Annotated in this window: 14 protein-coding genes and 1 riboswitch; of the genes, 6 read left to right on the top strand and 8 right to left on the bottom strand. The window is 38.9% G+C overall.

Features of this window, described 5'->3' with window-relative positions; translation table 11 throughout:
* Window positions 1–41: 41 nt before the first annotated feature.
* Entirely contained in the window at window positions 42–2,492 is a 2,451-nt protein-coding gene (locus tag ACST15_RS07605) for a TonB-dependent receptor (RefSeq protein WP_459454060.1), read from the bottom strand.
* A gap of 92 nt (window positions 2,493–2,584) precedes the next feature.
* A riboswitch (TPP riboswitch) is annotated at window positions 2,585–2,680 on the bottom strand.
* 70 nt (window positions 2,681–2,750) lie between these two features.
* Between ACST15_RS07605 and mfd the strand changes: the two genes are divergently transcribed.
* Both mfd and gldJ read left to right on the top strand, forming a co-directional pair.
* Window positions 2,751–6,101 (top strand): transcription-repair coupling factor, encoded by a 3,351-nt coding sequence (gene mfd, locus ACST15_RS07600; RefSeq protein WP_459454059.1) that lies wholly within the window; start codon window positions 2,751–2,753, stop codon window positions 6,099–6,101.
* Between the two features lie 63 nt (window positions 6,102–6,164).
* On the top strand, window positions 6,165–7,421 hold the full coding sequence (gene gldJ, locus ACST15_RS07595) for a gliding motility lipoprotein GldJ (RefSeq protein WP_459454058.1): 1,257 nt from the start codon (window positions 6,165–6,167) through the stop codon (window positions 7,419–7,421).
* 8 nt (window positions 7,422–7,429) lie between these two features.
* On the opposite strand, the gene ACST15_RS07590 is transcribed toward gldJ, so the two are convergent.
* Window positions 7,430–8,110 (bottom strand): ComF family protein, encoded by a 681-nt coding sequence (locus ACST15_RS07590; RefSeq protein ID WP_459454056.1) that lies wholly within the window; start codon window positions 8,108–8,110, stop codon window positions 7,430–7,432.
* A gap of 148 nt (window positions 8,111–8,258) precedes the next feature.
* Here ACST15_RS07590 and fusA point away from each other — a divergent pair, with 148 nt between their 5' ends.
* A complete protein-coding gene (gene fusA, locus ACST15_RS07585) occupies window positions 8,259–10,352 on the top strand; it encodes an elongation factor G (RefSeq protein ID WP_223142995.1) in 2,094 nt (697 codons plus the stop codon).
* 110 nt (window positions 10,353–10,462) lie between these two features.
* Window positions 10,463–10,690: a YdeI/OmpD-associated family protein gene (locus ACST15_RS07580; protein WP_459454055.1), complete on the top strand. Its 228-nt coding sequence runs from the start codon at window positions 10,463–10,465 to the stop codon at window positions 10,688–10,690.
* Between the two features lie 76 nt (window positions 10,691–10,766).
* Here ACST15_RS07580 and ACST15_RS07575 read toward each other — a convergent pair whose 3' ends face one another.
* Complete coding sequence (locus ACST15_RS07575) at window positions 10,767–11,798, bottom strand: acyltransferase family protein (RefSeq protein WP_459454054.1); 1,032 nt, start codon at window positions 11,796–11,798, stop codon at window positions 10,767–10,769.
* 155 nt (window positions 11,799–11,953) lie between these two features.
* Between ACST15_RS07575 and ACST15_RS07570 the strand changes: the two genes are divergently transcribed.
* The gene (locus tag ACST15_RS07570; RefSeq protein WP_459454053.1) at window positions 11,954–12,661 is read left to right on the top strand and encodes an ABC transporter ATP-binding protein; all 708 of its coding nucleotides are present in this window, start codon (window positions 11,954–11,956) and stop codon (window positions 12,659–12,661) included.
* Window positions 12,662–12,968: 307 nt separating this feature from the next.
* A complete protein-coding gene (locus ACST15_RS07565) occupies window positions 12,969–13,577 on the top strand; it encodes a Crp/Fnr family transcriptional regulator (protein ID WP_459454052.1) in 609 nt (202 codons plus the stop codon).
* Between the two features lie 453 nt (window positions 13,578–14,030).
* Here ACST15_RS07565 and rplS read toward each other — a convergent pair whose 3' ends face one another.
* The 5 genes from rplS to trpC form a co-directional block, all read right to left on the bottom strand.
* Window positions 14,031–14,384: a 50S ribosomal protein L19 gene (rplS, locus tag ACST15_RS07560; RefSeq protein ID WP_109322003.1), complete on the bottom strand. Its 354-nt coding sequence runs from the start codon at window positions 14,382–14,384 to the stop codon at window positions 14,031–14,033.
* 131 nt (window positions 14,385–14,515) lie between these two features.
* Complete coding sequence (gene trpA, locus ACST15_RS07555) at window positions 14,516–15,295, bottom strand: tryptophan synthase subunit alpha (protein ID WP_459454051.1); 780 nt, start codon at window positions 15,293–15,295, stop codon at window positions 14,516–14,518.
* Window positions 15,296–16,486, bottom strand: a complete 1,191-nt coding sequence (gene trpB, locus ACST15_RS07550; protein ID WP_459454050.1) for a tryptophan synthase subunit beta — start codon at window positions 16,484–16,486, stop codon at window positions 15,296–15,298.
* Between the two features lie 4 nt (window positions 16,487–16,490).
* A complete protein-coding gene (locus tag ACST15_RS07545) occupies window positions 16,491–17,108 on the bottom strand; it encodes a phosphoribosylanthranilate isomerase (protein ID WP_459454049.1) in 618 nt (205 codons plus the stop codon).
* 1 nt (window position 17,109) lies between these two features.
* Window positions 17,110–17,898 (bottom strand): indole-3-glycerol phosphate synthase TrpC, encoded by a 789-nt coding sequence (trpC, locus tag ACST15_RS07540; protein WP_459454048.1) that lies wholly within the window; start codon window positions 17,896–17,898, stop codon window positions 17,110–17,112.
* Window position 17,899: the final 1 nt, after the last annotated feature.

Genomic DNA, 17,899 nt, shown 5'->3' with positions numbered 1-17,899 from the left:
TCCCCTGTTCAAATCAACAGGGGATTTTTTATTTCATATTTCTACAAGCGAAGGGATAAACCTAGTAAAAAGTTAAATCCCGCTTGAGGATATTGGAAATTTTCAGTAATTACTTTTTGTTCATACACATAGCTATAGGTATAGCCATTGGATGAATACAGGGTGTTGGCGACATTGTTTAACAACAAACTAGCTTGTAAATGCTTGGCCCAAGCTGTCTTTATTGGATATGTTAAGCGAATATCCTGTGTCCAATACGCTTTTAATTTTCTTTGCTCATCCGATGTATTATCCAAAAATTGCTGACCCACATACTTGGTCATTAAGGTCGTCTCTAGGCCCTTCCAAGTATAAGTCAGTTGACTCCCAGCAATAGTCGAAGGAGAATAAGCAATATCAGTGGTACCATGATTGACCAATTTAACCCCATAGGTATCATAATCAGGAATGCTTTCTACAAAATTCAATACCTTATTCTGACTCAAGGTTAAATTTGCTTGCCAATTAAAATGACGGGATAATCGGTAATTCAAACTTGCTTCAATTCCCATGCGATAACTTTCAGGTACGTTCGTCCTTATGGCCTCTCCTACGCTATTCACCGCACCTGTCAAGACCAATTGATCTCGATATTGCATTCGGTATGCATTTAATTGAAAGGAATAATTCGAGGCCACTCGTTCAAATCCAAGTTCATAATCTGTCAAAAACTCAGAACGAGGGGTTGTTCCCGGATTATCAATAAAATCTTGCCTACTTGGCTCTTTACTTCCCACGGCCATCGACCCATAAATTTTGTTTGATTCAGATAATTGATGAGTCAAACCCAATTTAGGATTAAAGAAATTATAGGTCCAAATTTGAGATATATCTTGCATTTTATCTGCTGTACCTTGCATTTTATACCCTACCGTACGATACTGCAAGTCGAGATAACTTTGCCATTTATCCGCCAAAGCATAATTTATTTTAACAAACATATTCAAATCCGTTTTCTGTGATCGACTTTGATACCATCGATGACCTAGATAAGAACTTGGCAATTTATCTCCAGCAACAACTTCCCCAAAGTGACGACCCAAATAACGGCTCCATGCCCCTCCCAAAGTAATTTTAAAGCCTTGATTGGCATCATAATTTAAAGCAAATGTGCTACCATAAAAATCATTATCCAGCCATTTTCTTCGCACTAAATTGGTACCTGTAAGCAAAACCGAACCCAAATTGATGGGTGCTAAACCATACTTGGATAATTCAGCATCAGCCTTGAATTCCTCATAATATCCTCTACCGTAGGTATAATGTGCATTTAAATCCAAATTCCAATATTTCCCAAGGCTATGGTGCGTCAAGAATTGATAATGATCTTGCGCATAATTATCCGTTTGATTAGGATACATATAGTAATTAAAAGTCCTACCGCTTTCCAACAAATTCTTAGCATCCGCTTCACTCAGCCAATTTCGCTCGATGTAAGCTTTCATTCCCAAAACATCGTTATTTACCCGACTATCCGGAGTTCCATACCAAGATTGAAAGGTCTTTTCCTTACCAATAAAATAATTCAATCGGAAAAAGGATTTCTTCCCAAAATAGGCGGCCGACAAATAGGCTGATTGCAAATTGGAAAAAGAGCGATCAATATAACCATCTGAAACCACACGAGATAATCGGCCATCTATGGTCCATTTCCCACCCATTAAACCTGTTCCAAGTTTCAAGGTAGATTTTAAGGTCCCAAAAGATCCACCAGAAACATTCAATTCGGCATAGGGATCTTTTTCAAAGGTATTCGTTTGCATATTCACAGATCCACCAAAGGCTCCTGCACCGTTCGTAGATGTTCCTACACCCCGCTGAATTTGAACAGAAGCTACCGAACTTGCAAAATCTGGCATATTTACCCAATAGGTTCCTTGTGATTCTGAATCGTTGACTGGAATCCCGTTAATGGTCACATTGACACGTGTGGCATCAGAACCACGGATACGAATCCCTGTATAGCCAACTCCAGCCCCAGCATCGGAAGTTGTCACAATGGATGGCGTAAAATTGAGCAAAACTGGCATATCTTGGCCCAAATTTGACTTTGCCAATTCCTTCGCCCCAACATTGGTATAGGCCATGGCTGAATTTTCATCAGCACGTGTAGCCTTGACCACCACTTCATCATTTAAGAAAGATGATTTTTTCAGTTGAATGGATATGGATTTGTCCGAAGATTTCAATTCCTTAATCTGAGTTTCATATCCAACAAAATGAATCGAAATACTGATTGAGGGTTGAGTACTAGTCAACACAAAATGTCCCTTGCGGTCGGTAACTGTACCTCGTTGACTATCCTTTAATTGAATACTAGCCCCCCAAAGTGCCTGAGCATTTTCTTGGTCTACCACCGTCCCTTCCCATCGAAAGGTTTTCTGCGCCCAAACAGGCGCAGCCATCAAAGCAATCATTACTATTAAAATAAATGTTGTCGTTATCTTTTTCATTTTTGAAAAGTTTAACAACAGGTAAAGGAGTCAAATCCTGTCTGATTTAACATGCTAACCCTTACATCGATGATTTTTTTGAGTTTTCAGCGCTAAAAACTCTACAAAATCCCTTCGACGGTACTAACCGTATCAGGTTCAATGGGTATAATCTCAGCCCAAATATTTGGGCACCCCTTTTTGTGGATGCACAAAGATACAAAAATTCCTACCTTTGCAAGCCCTAAGAAAAAATTGGCTGCCCTGATTCGGTAGATTATGATTGTAAAAGATTTTATTGCCCACTACCAGCAAGATGGAATTATTCAAACTCTTTCCTCGCAAATCCACTATGCCCCTAAAGGGAGCAAATTTCATATAAAAGGCTTATCAGGCTCATTGGACGCCATCCTGATGGCGGCCTCCAAGCAAGAGAAAAGACCCTATTTGCTGATTTGCGAAGAAAAGGAAGAAGCACATTATTTGCTCAATGACTTACAAGCCTTGATGGCAGATGCTGAAGTCTTGCTATTTCCAATGTCCCACAAAAAGCCCTATGAATGGGAAGAAATAGACAATGCCAATGTTTTGATGCGGGCTGAAGTGCTCAATGTGCTCAGTAATTTATCCCATAAAGACACCTTTATTGTCACCTATCCTGAAGCATTAAGCGAAAAAGTAATTAATCGAAAATCGCTAGTAAAAAATACGCTTTCTATCCGAGTTGGAGACAAAATAGATCCCAATTTTGTGGCGGAAACGCTCAATGAGTACGACTTTGAGCGAACTGATTTCGTTTATGAAGCTGGACAATACTCCGTTCGTGGCGGCATTTTGGATGTGTTTTCTTATGCCACAGAATTCCCATATCGATTGGATTTCTTTGGAAATGAAGTAGATAGTATACGAACCTTTCATCCAGAAACCCAACTTTCCATTCAGTCAGTTTCTGCCATGCATCTCATTCCCGATGTACAAACGAAGCTCATTCAGGAAAGTCGAGAAAGCTTTCTAAGTTTCTTCCCAGAAAATAGCATCATTTGGATGAAAGATCAGGAAATGCTTCTAGAAATTATACAGAACTATTTCCAAAAAACGAATGCTGCTTTCGAAGAACTGAAAAGCAAAGGAAGTGACATTCAAATCATTTCTGACCCAACAGAACGCTGGGAAAACAAAAAAGATTTTATAAAATCCCTTAATCAGTTTACCCAAGTCGAATACGGAAAAAGAAATCATTTAAAAAATGCGGAAACTATCACCTATGCTTCTAAAAACCCGGGAGCTTTTCATAAAGATTTTGAACGCTTAGCGGGAGCATTGCTCGACAATCAAACCCAAGGCTATCAAAACATCATTTGTTCGGAATCATCCCGACAACTAGAACGTTTGGAAGTCATTTTTAATGAATTAAATACCTCCATACAATTCAAAAACCTGCAGATTTCCTTACGTGAAGGATTCATTGACGAACAAACAAAAATTGCATTTTACCCCGACCATCAATTATTTGATCGCTTTCACCGATTTAAAGAGAAAAACAAATTCTCCAAGAATAAGGCCTTAACATTAAAAGAATTAAGAAGCCTTCAAGTGGGTGATTTTGTCACACACATTGATTATGGAATCGGTCGATTTGCCGGATTAAATCTAATAGAAACATCCAATGGAGAGCAAGAGGTGATACGATTGATTTACCGAGATGATGACGTTCTCTCTGTATCCATTCATGCTCTACATAAAATCTCCAAATATTCTGGAAAAGAGGGTGCGCCACCTAGCATGTCCAAACTGGGATCCCCAGATTGGGATAATAAGAAATCCAGAGTTAAAAAACAGGTAAAGGACATTGCCAAAGAGTTGATTTCTCTGTATGCCAAACGTAAATCTGCGCCCGGATTTTCATTTTCGCCAGATACCTATTTACAAGCTGAACTTGAGTCCTCCTTTTTATATGAAGATACACCTGATCAAGCCAAAGCCACACAAGATGTGAAAGCGGATATGGAAAAACCTCATCCGATGGACCGCTTGGTTTGTGGGGACGTAGGATTTGGAAAGACAGAAATAGCCGTTCGGGCTGCATTCAAAGCAGTAGCAGATTCTAAGCAGGTGGCTGTATTAGTGCCTACCACAGTATTAGCTATGCAGCATTTCCGAACCTTCCATGATCGTTTGGCTGCATTTCCTTGTAAAGTTGAATACATCAATCGCTTTAAATCTCCCAAACAAATCAAGGAAACCCTTGAGCGAGTAGCCAAAGGAGAAACCGATATACTTATTGGAACGCATCGTTTGGTCAACAAGGACGTAATTTTCAAGAATTTGGGCTTGATGATCATCGATGAGGAACAAAAATTTGGAGTGAAGGTAAAAGATCGACTGAAAGAAATGCGGGTGGATGTGGATGTGCTGACCTTAACGGCAACACCCATTCCTAGAACCTTGCATTTTTCTTTGATGGGCGCTAGGGACCTATCCATCATTGCAACTCCTCCTCCTAACCGACAACCCGTTGAAACAAAATTGGTTGTATTAAATGATGAACTATTACGAGACGGAATTAGGGAGGAATTGGCAAGAAACGGACAAGTTTTTGTGGTTTATAATCGAATCGGTGAACTTGAGAGCATTGCCAACCGCATTTTACGACTAGTGCCAGATGCCAAAATTGCCGTAGCTCATGGCCAAATGGATGGTGATAAATTGGAAAAAATCATGCTGGGATTCATTGAAGGGCACTATGATGTATTAGTGGCTACCAACATCATTGAATCAGGTTTGGATATCCCCAATGCCAATACCATTTTCATCATCAATGCCAATAATTTTGGCTTGTCGGATTTACATCAAATGAGAGGTCGTGTGGGTAGGTCAAATAAAAAGGCATATTGTTACTTGGTTACTCCTTCATTGGCCAATTTGACAAGCGACGCTCGAAAAAGATTGAGTGCCTTGGAGGAATTTTCAGATTTAGGAGATGGCATCAAAGTGGCCATGCGAGATTTGGATATTCGGGGAGCTGGAAATTTATTAGGGGCCGAACAAAGTGGTTTTATCAATGACTTAGGCTATGATATGTATCACAAAATATTAGATGAAGCAGTTCAAGAGCTCAAGGAAAATGAATTTAAGGCCTTATTTGAAGCTGATTTACAGGAAGTTGCAGAGACATTAAAAGTAGATTGCCAGATTGAAACAGATTTGCGAGTCTTAATTCCAGACACCTATGTTCAAAGCATTTCTGAGCGACTGGCCTTATATACTCGCTTAGATGAGATAGACCACGAGGAAGATCTTCAAAAATTTATCCAAGAAGTTGAAGACCGATTTGGGAAAATGCCGCAAGAAGTAAGTGATATGATTGACTTGGTTAAATGCCGATGGAAAGCTCAGGTTCTGGGAATTGAAAAAATACTGCTAAAAAACAATATCCTTAAACTTCATTTCGTTTCATCTGAGACGCATCAAAAACATGCCAGTTCCATTGTTTTGAAGGTTATCAACTTTGTTAATGCTCGAAAAGGCCAATGTCAGCTGAGGGAAAAAGCGAACAAATTGATTCTTCAGGTGGACCGAATCAGTAGTATTGACGAATTAAATACTATTTTAGTGGATATTTTAGGCTAGTTTTGAGCTTATTAATTGAATTTTATACCTTTGCTTTTCAAATTCTTACGATAAAAGATATCAATGATTGCTAAATTGAAAATTGTAATGGGGATTTGTGCTAGTGTATTTCTCTTGACATCATGTCCAAGCGGAATCAAATCTGGCGTAAAACCTAGCAGTGTAAATATCGGTTCAAAATCCTCTGCTACCGGCATTTCCTATAACCAAAAGGGCGGATTTCAAGTAGATAAAAAATTCAGCGGTCAATTAACTGGCCCGAATTTAGTGTTTATTGAAGGTGGCCGTTTCACCATGGGTTCTTTGGAAGAGGATGTTTTAGGTATGCACGACAACGTAGAAAGAACTGTTTCTGTTCAATCCTTTTACATGGATGAAACGGAAATTGCCAATGTGCATTACCTCGAATACTTATATGCCGTTCAAAAGGATTCTACTCAAGATTTTTACGAATCTGCTCTACCTGATACCACCGTTTGGAAAAACGATTTAGCCTTTAATGATCCCTATGTGGAGCAATATTTACGTTTCCCTGGATTCCGTATGTATCCAGTAGTAGGTATTTCTTGGAAGCAGGTGAATGATTACTGTGTATGGAGAACGGCAGCGGTTAATCAACAATTAGCCGGAGGCGAAAAAATCAAAGAAAAGAAGCCTAAAAAAGGCGCTACAACTGGTACAGCCGCTACGGCAGCAACCACTAGAACCAACACTACAGCTCGCTTAACGATTGAGTCTGGCAGAGTATTACCTTCCTATCGACTTCCAACGGAAGCAGAGTGGGAATATGCCGCCAAGGCTATGATTGGTACTCAGCAAGAAGATGAGAATCAAATCAACCAACGAATTTACCCATGGGATGGCCCATCTTTACGTCAATCTCAAGGAAAGGCGAGAGGAACCATGCTAGCTAACTTTAAACGTGGGCGTGGTGACTATGCAGGTATTGCCGGTAAGTCAAATGACGGTGCCATTATTACTACGGAAGTTTATAAATACCCACCAAATGACTTTGGTTTATACCAAATGGCGGGAAATGTCAATGAATGGGTACAAGATTTGTATCGTCCGCTTTCCTTTCAGGATTTCAATGACTTGAACCCTGTTCGTAGAAACGAAAAATTAGATAAGGCCAGTCGTTACGACAGCAAAAACAATAATTCATTAATTGACAATAAGGTTCGCGTTTACAAAGGTGGATCTTGGTCAGACGTGGCTTATTGGTTGGCTCCTGGAACTCGTCGCTTTTTAGATGAAGATTCCGCAACAGCGACCATCGGTTTCCGTTGTGCCATGATTTCTGCAGGAACAAATAAATAATTCCTTTCTTATTGCAAAGCCGCCAGAGCTAAAAAAGACACTTGTCTAGCTCCGGCGGTTTTTATTTTTTGGCCTAATGCCAACATCGTAGCCCCTGTAGTCAACGTGTCATCTACGATTAGCACATGTTTCCCTTGAATCAATTCTGGATTAGAAACACTAAATACATCCTCCAAAGCATGAAATCGATCTTGCCTGTTTTGATGAATCAAGGTTTGACTATTTTTCACCCTTTCTATCCCATGAGATAAAATGGGAATTTGCGTACTTTTAGATATCCCTTCAGCGATACAATGTGCTTGATTATACCCGCGTAAGCGAGTCCTTTGGGAGTGCATGGGAATAGGAAGGATTAGATCATATTCTTGAGACCAATTGTACTTATTTAATTCTGCACCACACCAAAAGCCAAGAAAACGACCCAATTCTTGGGCACCTTGGTATTTAATTTGGTGCATTAGGTGCTGAACTCGACCTCCTTCTGAAAATAAAAAGAAACAATGAGCATCTTCATATTCCATCCAACCATCAAATTTAAGACTGAGCCAATTGGGCCTAGGAAGGAATAAACCTGGCCTTGGAAGCTCCAATCGACACCTGGTACATAGGAATTCTTCGGAATCCAAGAGGGTATTGGAACACGCAAAACAAACTTCCGGATAAAGCAATTGTAAAATGCGCTTAAACATTTGAAAAAAGTTTTGTATTTAATTAAGATTCAGTAATTTTGCACCCCTAAATAAGAACCTAAAGTTTACATGTTAAAACCATGTAGTTCAAGTTCTTGATAATCTTAGCGAAGAGTAAAAACACTTATATCATAATTAACCTTTAAAAATGGCACGCGATTTAAAATTCACTAGAAACATCGGTATTGCTGCGCACATTGACGCTGGTAAAACCACCACCACGGAACGTATCCTGTATTACGCAGGTGTGAGTCACAAAATTGGTGAGGTACACGATGGTGCGGCAACCATGGACTGGATGGAGCAAGAGCAGGAGCGTGGAATCACGATCACTTCCGCTGCTACGACTGTTAACTGGAAATACCGTAACGAAGATTACCATGTTAACATCATTGATACACCGGGTCACGTTGACTTTACTGTTGAGGTAAACCGTTCACTTCGCGTGTTAGATGGTCTAGTTTTCTTATTTTCTGCAGTAGATGGTGTTGAGCCACAGTCAGAAACTAACTGGCGCTTAGCTAATAACTATAACGTTGCTCGTATTGGTTTCGTTAACAAAATGGACCGTTCTGGAGCTGATTTCTTAAACGTGTGTAAGCAAGTGAAAGAAATGTTGGGTAGTTATGCGGTGCCATTACAATTGCCAATCGGTGCTGAAGAGCATTTCGAAGGAGTGGTTGACTTGGTTAACTTCCGTGGTATCAAGTGGAACGAAGCTGACAAAGGAATGACATTCACTGAGGTACCTATCCCAGATGATATGTTGGAAGAGGCGACTGAATACCGTGAGAAATTATTAGAAGCTGTAGCTGAGTTTGATGAGACTTTGATGGAGAAATACTTCGAAGATCCGAACTCAATTACTGAAGATGAAATTTTAGCTGCCCTACGTGCTGCTACTATTTCCATGAAAATTGTACCAATGCTTTGTGGATCTTCTTTTAAAAACAAAGGAGTTCAAACGATGTTGGATTACGTAATGGCAATCTTGCCTTCTCCAATGGACAAAGAAGGTGTTAAAGGAACAAACCCTGATACAGGTGAAGAAATCCTTAGAAAACCATCTGAGTCGGAGCCATTTGCGGCTTTGGCATTTAAAATTGCTACAGACCCTTACGTTGGTCGCTTATGTTTTATCCGTGCCTATTCAGGTGGATTGGATTCAGGTTCTTATGTATTGAACAACCGTTCAGGAAATAAGGAGCGTATCTCTCGTATCTTCCAAATGCACGCAAACAAGCAAAACTCCATTGAGCGCTTAGGTGCTGGTGATATTGGTGCGGTAGTAGGATTTAAAGACATCAAAACGGGTGATACTTTATCTGATGAAAAACACCCAATCATATTAGAGGCAATGGATTTCCCAGAGCCAGTAATTGGATACGCCATTGAGCCAAAGAAAACAGCTGATGCTGATAACTTCTCAAAAGCTATTACCAAATTAATCGAAGAAGATCCAACTTTACAAGTAGAATCTAACGAAGAGACTGGTCAAACCATCATCAAAGGAATGGGAGAGCTTCACTTAGAAATCATCATCGACCGTATGCGTCGTGAATTCAAAGTAGAAGTAAACCAAGGTGCACCGCAGGTTGCTTACAAGGAGTCTTTAACTAAGACAACTGAGCACCGTGAGGTATACAAAAAACAATCAGGTGGTCGTGGTAAATTTGCTGATATCGTATTTGAAATCGGACCAAGAGAAGACGACAAACCAGGTTTAGAATTTGTGAACAATATTGTGGGTGGTGTAATTCCTCGTGAATTTATTCCAGCAGTTCAAAAAGGATTCGAAGAAGCCATGAAAACAGGTGCTTTAGCAGGATATCCAATGGATTCGATGAAAGTGCGTTTGTTCCACGGATCTTACCATGATGTCGATTCAGATTCATTATCTTTCGAATTAGCCGCTCGTATGGGTTACAAAGAAGCAGCGAAAAGTGCAGGTGCTAAATTAATGGAACCTATCATGGCTGTAGACGTAGTTACTCCAGATGAGTACACAGGACCTATCACAGGTGACTTAAACCGTCGTCGTGGTATTATGAAAGGTATGGATTCTCGTCAAGGTGCTGTTATCCTAAAAGCGGATGTACCTTTGTCAGAATTATTCGGATATGTTACTGATTTACGTACTATGTCTTCAGGACGTGCTACGGCTTCTTTAACTTTCTCTCACTATGAATTCGTTCCGCAAAACATTGCTGACGAAGTAGTTAAGAAAGCGAAAGGATTATAATATCCAAGCAAAATAAGTAGGGAAAGCCTCCGATTTCGGGGGCTTTTTTTTATGGGTCAATCTTAAAACATCCCCAATCAGAATACTTATATTTATTCAAAATTTCATGAATGACAAGTACTAAAACGGAAATCCTTTCATTTAAAACAAGCAAAGCATGGCGTGATTGGCTTGAATTACATCATGCAAGTTCTCCGAGTATATGTCTTCAAATCGCTAAAATTAGCGCACCAGAGCAAACTATTTCTTACAAAGAAGCATTGGATGAAGCCCTATGCTTTGGTTGGATAGACGGACAAAAACTTCCTTTCAAAAATTTCAACGCTGTCAAGGTTTAAAACCTTGCCAGCGTTAGGCAAAAATATCAATTTCCTTCCTTTTTATACACCAACAAACTGATAATCAACCAATGTTTTAAACAAAATATCGCTTAAGTGATTGAATGGGCTTTTCGAAAATATAATAAGAGATAAAACTAACCACAAACAAGGCTATTATTCCATAGATATGAAATGTATCTTGAATAGGGAGGTGAATTCGATTTGCCAACTGATAAAATAAATCAGGTATTACCATGTGATACAAATACAATCCATAACTAATTTTACCGACCTCCCTTAAGGGTTTTACCGATAAAAATTGAGCCAAAATACCTGGCCTCATGGCGCCTAAAATTAACCCAGCAGAAAGAATTGAGGTAAAGGTTCGAAAAAATAATTGTTTACCTAAATCAGCATCAGATAATAGCAATGAGGTCCATAAAAATCCGAAAAAGGCCAATGGAAGTAGCCATTTGGCTAGGGCCCTTACTTGTATTTCTTTCCCTTCTCTCAAATAAAACGCCAATAAAGCACCCCAAGCGAACGTATCAACACAGGTAATCATATAAACCCCGATGCCACTATACTGATGTATTAACATGTACCTTGCGAGTAAACCTATCAAGGTTGTAGCCCAAAGAAGGCCCAATAAACTCCTTTTAGAGGCTATTCCTAAGATTAATACCGGCCAAATGATGTAAAATTGTTCCTCCACAGATAATGACCAATAAGGCGAAAGCATATCTGACCAATTTTGGCTTTGCTCTAACCAATGGTTGTATAAATAGGACCAATAATAAATCGGATGTAGGTAAAAATCACTTACGATTTGAATGCCTACTTTTTTTAAAACAAGCAATGAGGCTAATACGGCGTAATATATAGGAAAAATACGTAATGCTCTACGAGCAACAAAATTACCAAATGCCTTCGCAAATGAATGTTTCTCTCGCTGACTTAATAGTATGGATGTAATCAAATACCCACTCAAAACAAAGAAAAGCGTTACTCCAACCGGCCCATTAGGGATCGTATTAATCCAATGATTCGTGGGAAACCAATGAAAAATTAACACTAATAAGATGGCGATGGCCCTAATGCCATCCAAAGCTGGTATGTATTTCATCACTTTAATCTACGGCTAACAAAGCTAAAACATATTGAGCAATAAACCTCTTATCCTTGCTAGCGCTACTTTATCCACGATGCGTATCTTTTGTAGAAAAGTGAAACTTCTTTCAGGTATTGGATGTATTTTTAAGATATTTTATTCCTGAGATTATGACCAAAATTATTGAAACGAAAAATATTTCCAAACGCTATGTGATGGGAGAAGAGGTAATAGATGCCTTAAAAAACATCAGTATTTCAGTGAATAAAGGCGAATATGTAGCATTTATGGGCCCTTCGGGTTCTGGTAAATCTACCCTAATGAACATCGTTGGCTGCTTAGATACACCAAGTACAGGTAAGTATATTTTAAATGGTCATGATGTAAGCGAAATGTCCGAGAATGAATTAGCCGCTGTTCGTAACAAAGAAATAGGCTTTGTATTTCAAACATTCAACTTATTACCCCGACAGTCGGCTTTAGACAATGTAGCCCTTCCTCTAATCTATGCTGGATATTCCAAAAAAGAAAGGAATGAAATCGCGATGGAAACGCTAAGAGGCGTTGGGCTTGACAATCGAGCTAACCATAAACCGAATGAACTATCAGGTGGTCAAAGGCAACGAGTAGCTGTAGCGAGAGCCCTGGTGAATGAGCCATCCATCTTATTAGCTGATGAACCTACAGGAAACTTAGATACCAAAACTTCTTATGAAATCATGGATCTTTTTGACCAACTTCATAAAAAAGGGAATACCATCGTGATGGTTACCCATGAAGATGATATTGCTCAATATGCTCACCGTATCATACGTTTAAGAGATGGGTTAATAGAATCTGATACCATCAATCAAAATGTACGCAAAGTTATCAAATGATAACTCTCACTATAAGGCCCTGATTAACAATAATATACAGACATCAGGGTCTTATGTTTTTTTCTTCTTTCAGTTTCTTGAGAAAACGCAAGAAATTCAATTTATAGGTAGCTTTCATACATTCAAAATTGCCTATCCTCTAAAGGATTTATATCTTATGCGATATAAATCAATTACTCCTTGAGGATTAAATTACCACCTTTCCTATCGCTTTATTTAATCACAAGAAAATCAAGTCTGATTTATCGGTTATATATGTATTGCATACAGTTCTACTCTCTTATACAAAACTTTAATTTTAAATTTTATGACGCCTTCAACTCTGCTAGAAGCCTACCTAAATTCCTATCAATTAATGCCACCATCTGAAGTAAAAGAAATTACTCGCTACTTTAAATTTGCAACCTTTCAGAAAAACCAAATCCTCTTAGCCGAAGGGGACATTAACAACAAATTTTACTTTCTAGCATCCGGATTATTAAGGGAATATTCTTGGGTCGAACAAATGGAAAAGACAGAGCCCATATCCAGATGGTTTACGCTTCCAGGAAGATTCAGCTTTGCCCCAGATAGTTTTTTCAATGAAAGACCCAGTGAAATTAGTATTGATGCCTTAAAGAAGTCGGAAGTTTTCTATATCGAAAAAGAAGATCTCTTAAGAGCCTACATAGAATTACCTATTTCAAATACCGTTTGCCGAATCATTTTACAAGAAATTCTTATTCAACAAGAACGAATTACCTCTTTCCTACATATCAGAAATACACAAATTCGATATGAAGCTTTTTGTAAATCATTTAAAGAATTGGATGAGCAAGTTCCGGATAAATATAAAGCCTCCTTTCTAAACATGAGCCCTTCTGAACTAAGTCGAATCCGAAGAAAAATCATGGAAAAAGGATCTCTAATTAGCTGATTGTTGCGTTTTATCAATTTAATTTATTGCCTTTTCGCAAGAAAATTTCATGATAAAATTGGCAGTTTTGTAGCATAGAATTTGCTACAACATCTTGGGTGGTTTCAAGATGTTCTATTTTTCAGGTTAAATAGAGTGAAGCATGGCAACCTGTGTTCTATGATAATTTGTAGAAATGAAAGAATGGGTGACTCAATATCTAAGTTTCCCTTTCAATTGCATTTATGCTTTAGTTTCAAAAATTATTTATTACGTGCTCACTCTACTTAACCAAATAATCTCTAAAAATTTCTAGTTTTTGAGGGAAGTATATGACTTCTCTCAAAAACTAGAAATTTATTCTTTTTTCCCTGCATCGAACAAAAGTGAAACTTATTATCAACTAATTATTGGGCAAAAACAAAAGAGCTGCCCTTGCGAGCAGCTCTTTCTATATCAAAGAATTCAAACCTCTTATTTTTTCTTCTCTTTAACACGAGCCGCTTTACCTTGCTTACCTCTCATGTAATATAAACGAGCTCTACGTACTTTACCACGACGTAATACTTCAATTTTGTCAATGTTTGGAGACAAGATTGGGAAAATACGCTCTACTCCAATTCCGTTTGAGATTTTACGAACTGTAAATGACTCACCAGCACCTGAATTCTTGCGCTGAATAACTAATCCTTGGAATACCTGGATACGCTCTTTGTTACCTTCACGAATCTTTACGTGAACATTAATAGTATCTCCTGCTGCAAATTCAGGATGATCTGCTCTACGAGCTGCATTTTCTGCTTCAACTAATTTAATTAAATCACTCATCTTAATAATTTGTTCAAACTTTGGTGATTATCAGTGCTTAGCGGTCCAATCGTACATAAGGCTCACTGATTTGGGTTGCAAAGATAGAAAATTTATTTTTTCTAAAAAACTGTTAGTCAAAAAATTGTGAATTAATTCAAGCCTTTTATACCCCTAACAAAAGCTATAATATCCTCTCTTAATTGACTAGACTTTGCTAGTAATTTCACAAATGCACTTCCTATGATGGCTCCAGAGGCAGATGAGGAAGCCTTTAAAAAGCTTTCTCTGTCAGAAATACCAAATCCGATTAACCTTGGGTTTTTCAAATTCATTTGATTGATTCGATCAAAATACCGTTCCTGCTCTGAACTTATACCCGTTTTGGCTCCTGTAGTGCTGGCCGAGGAAACCATATAAATAAAACCTTGACTTACTGAATCAATCCGACGAATCCTTTCGTCAGTCGTTTGAGGAGTAATCAAGAAAATATTAAACAAGCCGTAACTTTCAAAAATAGCTTGATATTCTGACTCATATTCCGCCATGGGCAAATCCGGCAAAATCAATCCATCTACTCCCACCTCTTGGCATTTTTGACAAAAACGCTCAACCCCGAATTGCAATACCGGATTAATGTAACCCATCAATAAAACGGGCACTTGAATTTTCTCTCTCAACTCCTTCAATTGCTCAAATAAAAGAGCTACCGTCATACCTTGATCCAAGGAAATTTGATTCGATTGCTGTATGGTTTCTCCATCTGCTACAGGATCAGAATAGGGCATTCCAATTTCAATGATATCAGCGCCTCCTTCTTGAAGTGCCTCCAAAACAGTCATGGTATCTCCCAATTTAGGAAATCCTGCCGTGGCATATACATTTAAAATAGGCCCATTTGCCGATTCAAAAACTGCTGAAATTCGATTCATCTATAATAAATTTAATCGTTGTTGGTAGGTAGCCAAATCCTTATCTCCTCTTCCTGATAAATTAATGACCACTATTTCCTCAGGCTTGGCCTGTAATTTTGGTAAAACAGCCAAGGCATGAGCTGATTCCAATGCAGGAATAATTCCCTCTAATTGACTTAATTCCAATGCCGAAACTAAGGCTTCATCATCCGTAATATCGTAGAAATGTGCCCTGCCGGTTTTAAATAAATGAGCATGCATCGGGCCAATGCCTGGATAATCTAATCCGGCTGAAATAGAATAGGGTTCTATCACCTGACCATCCTCCGTTTGCATCAATAAACTCTTACTTCCGTGTAATACTCCTGCCTTACCTAAAAAAGTCGTAGCAGCAGAATGTCCAGTACTAACTCCTTGACCTGCCGCTTCTGCAGCAACTAACTGCGTTCTAGGTTCATCTAAAAAATGGTAAAAAGCTCCTGCAGCATTTGACCCTCCTCCAACACACGCTAACACATAATCAGGGTAATTTCTCCCAACTTTCTCAGTCAATTGGGCTTTAATTTCTTCTGAAATAACAGATTGAAAACGTGCCACCATATCTGGATATGGATGCGGGCCCACCACTGAACCTATAATGTAATGTGTATCCACCGGATTATTAATCCAATGGCGCATGGCTTCATTGGTTGCGTCTTTCAAGGTCTTCGAACCCGATTGTGCAGCCACCACCGTAGCCCCCAACATTCTCATTCTGGCCACATTAGGCGCCTGACGTTCTATGTCAATAGCTCCCATGTAAACAATACATTCTAGGCCCATCAAGGCACAAACAGTAGCCGTTGCTACTCCATGCTGACCTGCACCCGTTTCCGCCACAATCTTATTTTTCCCTAATTTCTTAGCGACTAAAATTTGACCAATGGTATTGTTTACTTTGTGCGCACCGGTATGGCAAAGATCCTCTCGCTTGAGATAGATCTGCGTTTGGTATTTCTCAGATAATCTTTTAGCCTCAAACAAAGGCGTTGGCCTACCCACAAAATCTTTCAATAAATCATGAAACTCTTGTTGAAAGGATGGATCATAAATTATATCTAAGTAATGTGTTCTTAGTTCTTCCACATTGGGATACAGCATTTCAGGAATAAATGCCCCGCCAAACTCCCCATAATAACCTTTTTCGTCAACTTGATACATAAGTGCCATAGCTCTATTTTTCTGCTAATCGTTTCGAAATTTCTCGTACAACTTGTACATCTTTTAATCCCGCTTTGACTTCAATTTTACTGTTAAAATCTAAGGCATGAATCGGGTATTTTTTACTTAATTCCATCGCTTCTTCCAAATTCTCTTTTGATAAGCCTCCTGCCAAAATAAAGGGCTTATCTAAGGTATAAGCTTCTAAAATATTCCAGTCAAATCGCTGGCCTGTACCTCCTGTTTGCTTTCCTTTCTTGGTATCAAATAAATAAAAATCAGGCAAATCACTCAATCCTTGTAAATCCCACTTATCTGACACTGAAATAGCCTTAATGACTTTTATACCTGCTTTTTGTAAGGCAATTACCTCTTCATCTCCCTCCTCTCCATGTAATTGAACCCATTTAAAGCCTGCTTGTTTTGACAATGCTAGTATACTTGCAACAGACCGGTCAACAAACACCCCCACGGCAATAGTTTCCCCCAAAACTTCTTGAGGAATGATGTAGTCCTCTCCCACATACCTAGGCGAAGCTTCTGCCCATATAAAACCCATAAAATCTGGCTTGGCCTTGGCCACTTCTTGGATATTATCCAAGTCTCGCATACCACAAACCTTCCATTTCATATTAATCCTGGTTTAAAAAATCTGACAATGCCTTTCCTGGAGCATCGGTCTTCATAAAACTTTCTCCAATCAAAAACCCTTTATAACCATATCCCCTCAATTCTTGTATGATGGAGGGCCCTGAAATGCAGCTTTCTGAAACTTTAATGCATGTCGCTGGTATTTTTTCCGCCAATTGCTTGGATGCCTCAACATTTTGCTCCGCAAAATTCTTAAGGTTACGGTTATTAACTCCTACCACCGAAATATAATCGCCTAAACTTCTTTTCAATTCTTCTTCGTCATGTACTTCCAATAAGGTTTCCATCCCCAAAGAACGTGCCAAAGTCCCGAATTGCTTGATTTCCTGTGGACTTAATGCAGCAGCAATTAACAAAATCACATCAGCTCCCATGGCCTTTGCCTCAACAATTTGGTATTCATCCACCATAAAATCCTTACGGAGAATGGGCGTATTTGGATTGGCCCGACGAGCCTTTTCAAAATCATCATCTGTCCCACCAAAAAACGGAGTATCCGTTAATACAGACAAACAAGCAGCTCCAGCAGCAGCATAGGCTTGGGTTACTTCCTCGACGGATAAACGATCGTTAATAATTCCTTTGGAAGGAGATTTACGCTTAAATTCAGCAATAATTCCCGTAGAAGCAGGCTGAGTTAAGGACATGGATAGCGAATGACAATGACGCGCAAAAAATCCTGTTTTTTCCAATTCACGCATAGAAATACGCGACTTTCTCTCTGCAACTTCCTTCCTTTTGGAATCTAAAATAGTAGCTAAAATACTCATC

This window comes from Aquirufa sp. Wall-65K1, from assembly GCF_054558475.1.
This window is presented reverse-complemented; position numbering and strand designations above follow the sequence as displayed.

Coding starts and splice junctions, on each gene's coding strand:
- ACST15_RS07605 (WP_459454060.1), bottom strand. CDS start 2,492: ATGAAAAAGATAACGACAACATTTATTTTAATAGTAATGATTGCTTTG.
- mfd (WP_459454059.1), top strand. CDS start 2,751: ATGATTGTAAAAGATTTTATTGCCCACTACCAGCAAGATGGAATTATT.
- gldJ (WP_459454058.1), top strand. CDS start 6,165: ATGATTGCTAAATTGAAAATTGTAATGGGGATTTGTGCTAGTGTATTT.
- ACST15_RS07590 (WP_459454056.1), bottom strand. CDS start 8,110: ATGTTTAAGCGCATTTTACAATTGCTTTATCCGGAAGTTTGTTTTGCG.
- fusA (WP_223142995.1), top strand. CDS start 8,259: ATGGCACGCGATTTAAAATTCACTAGAAACATCGGTATTGCTGCGCAC.
- ACST15_RS07580 (WP_459454055.1), top strand. CDS start 10,463: ATGACAAGTACTAAAACGGAAATCCTTTCATTTAAAACAAGCAAAGCA.
- ACST15_RS07575 (WP_459454054.1), bottom strand. CDS start 11,798: ATGAAATACATACCAGCTTTGGATGGCATTAGGGCCATCGCCATCTTA.
- ACST15_RS07570 (WP_459454053.1), top strand. CDS start 11,954: ATGACCAAAATTATTGAAACGAAAAATATTTCCAAACGCTATGTGATG.
- ACST15_RS07565 (WP_459454052.1), top strand. CDS start 12,969: ATGACGCCTTCAACTCTGCTAGAAGCCTACCTAAATTCCTATCAATTA.
- rplS (WP_109322003.1), bottom strand. CDS start 14,384: ATGAGTGATTTAATTAAATTAGTTGAAGCAGAAAATGCAGCTCGTAGA.
- trpA (WP_459454051.1), bottom strand. CDS start 15,295: ATGAATCGAATTTCAGCAGTTTTTGAATCGGCAAATGGGCCTATTTTA.
- trpB (WP_459454050.1), bottom strand. CDS start 16,486: ATGGCACTTATGTATCAAGTTGACGAAAAAGGTTATTATGGGGAGTTT.
- ACST15_RS07545 (WP_459454049.1), bottom strand. CDS start 17,108: ATGAAATGGAAGGTTTGTGGTATGCGAGACTTGGATAATATCCAAGAA.
- trpC (WP_459454048.1), bottom strand. CDS start 17,898: ATGAGTATTTTAGCTACTATTTTAGATTCCAAAAGGAAGGAAGTTGCA.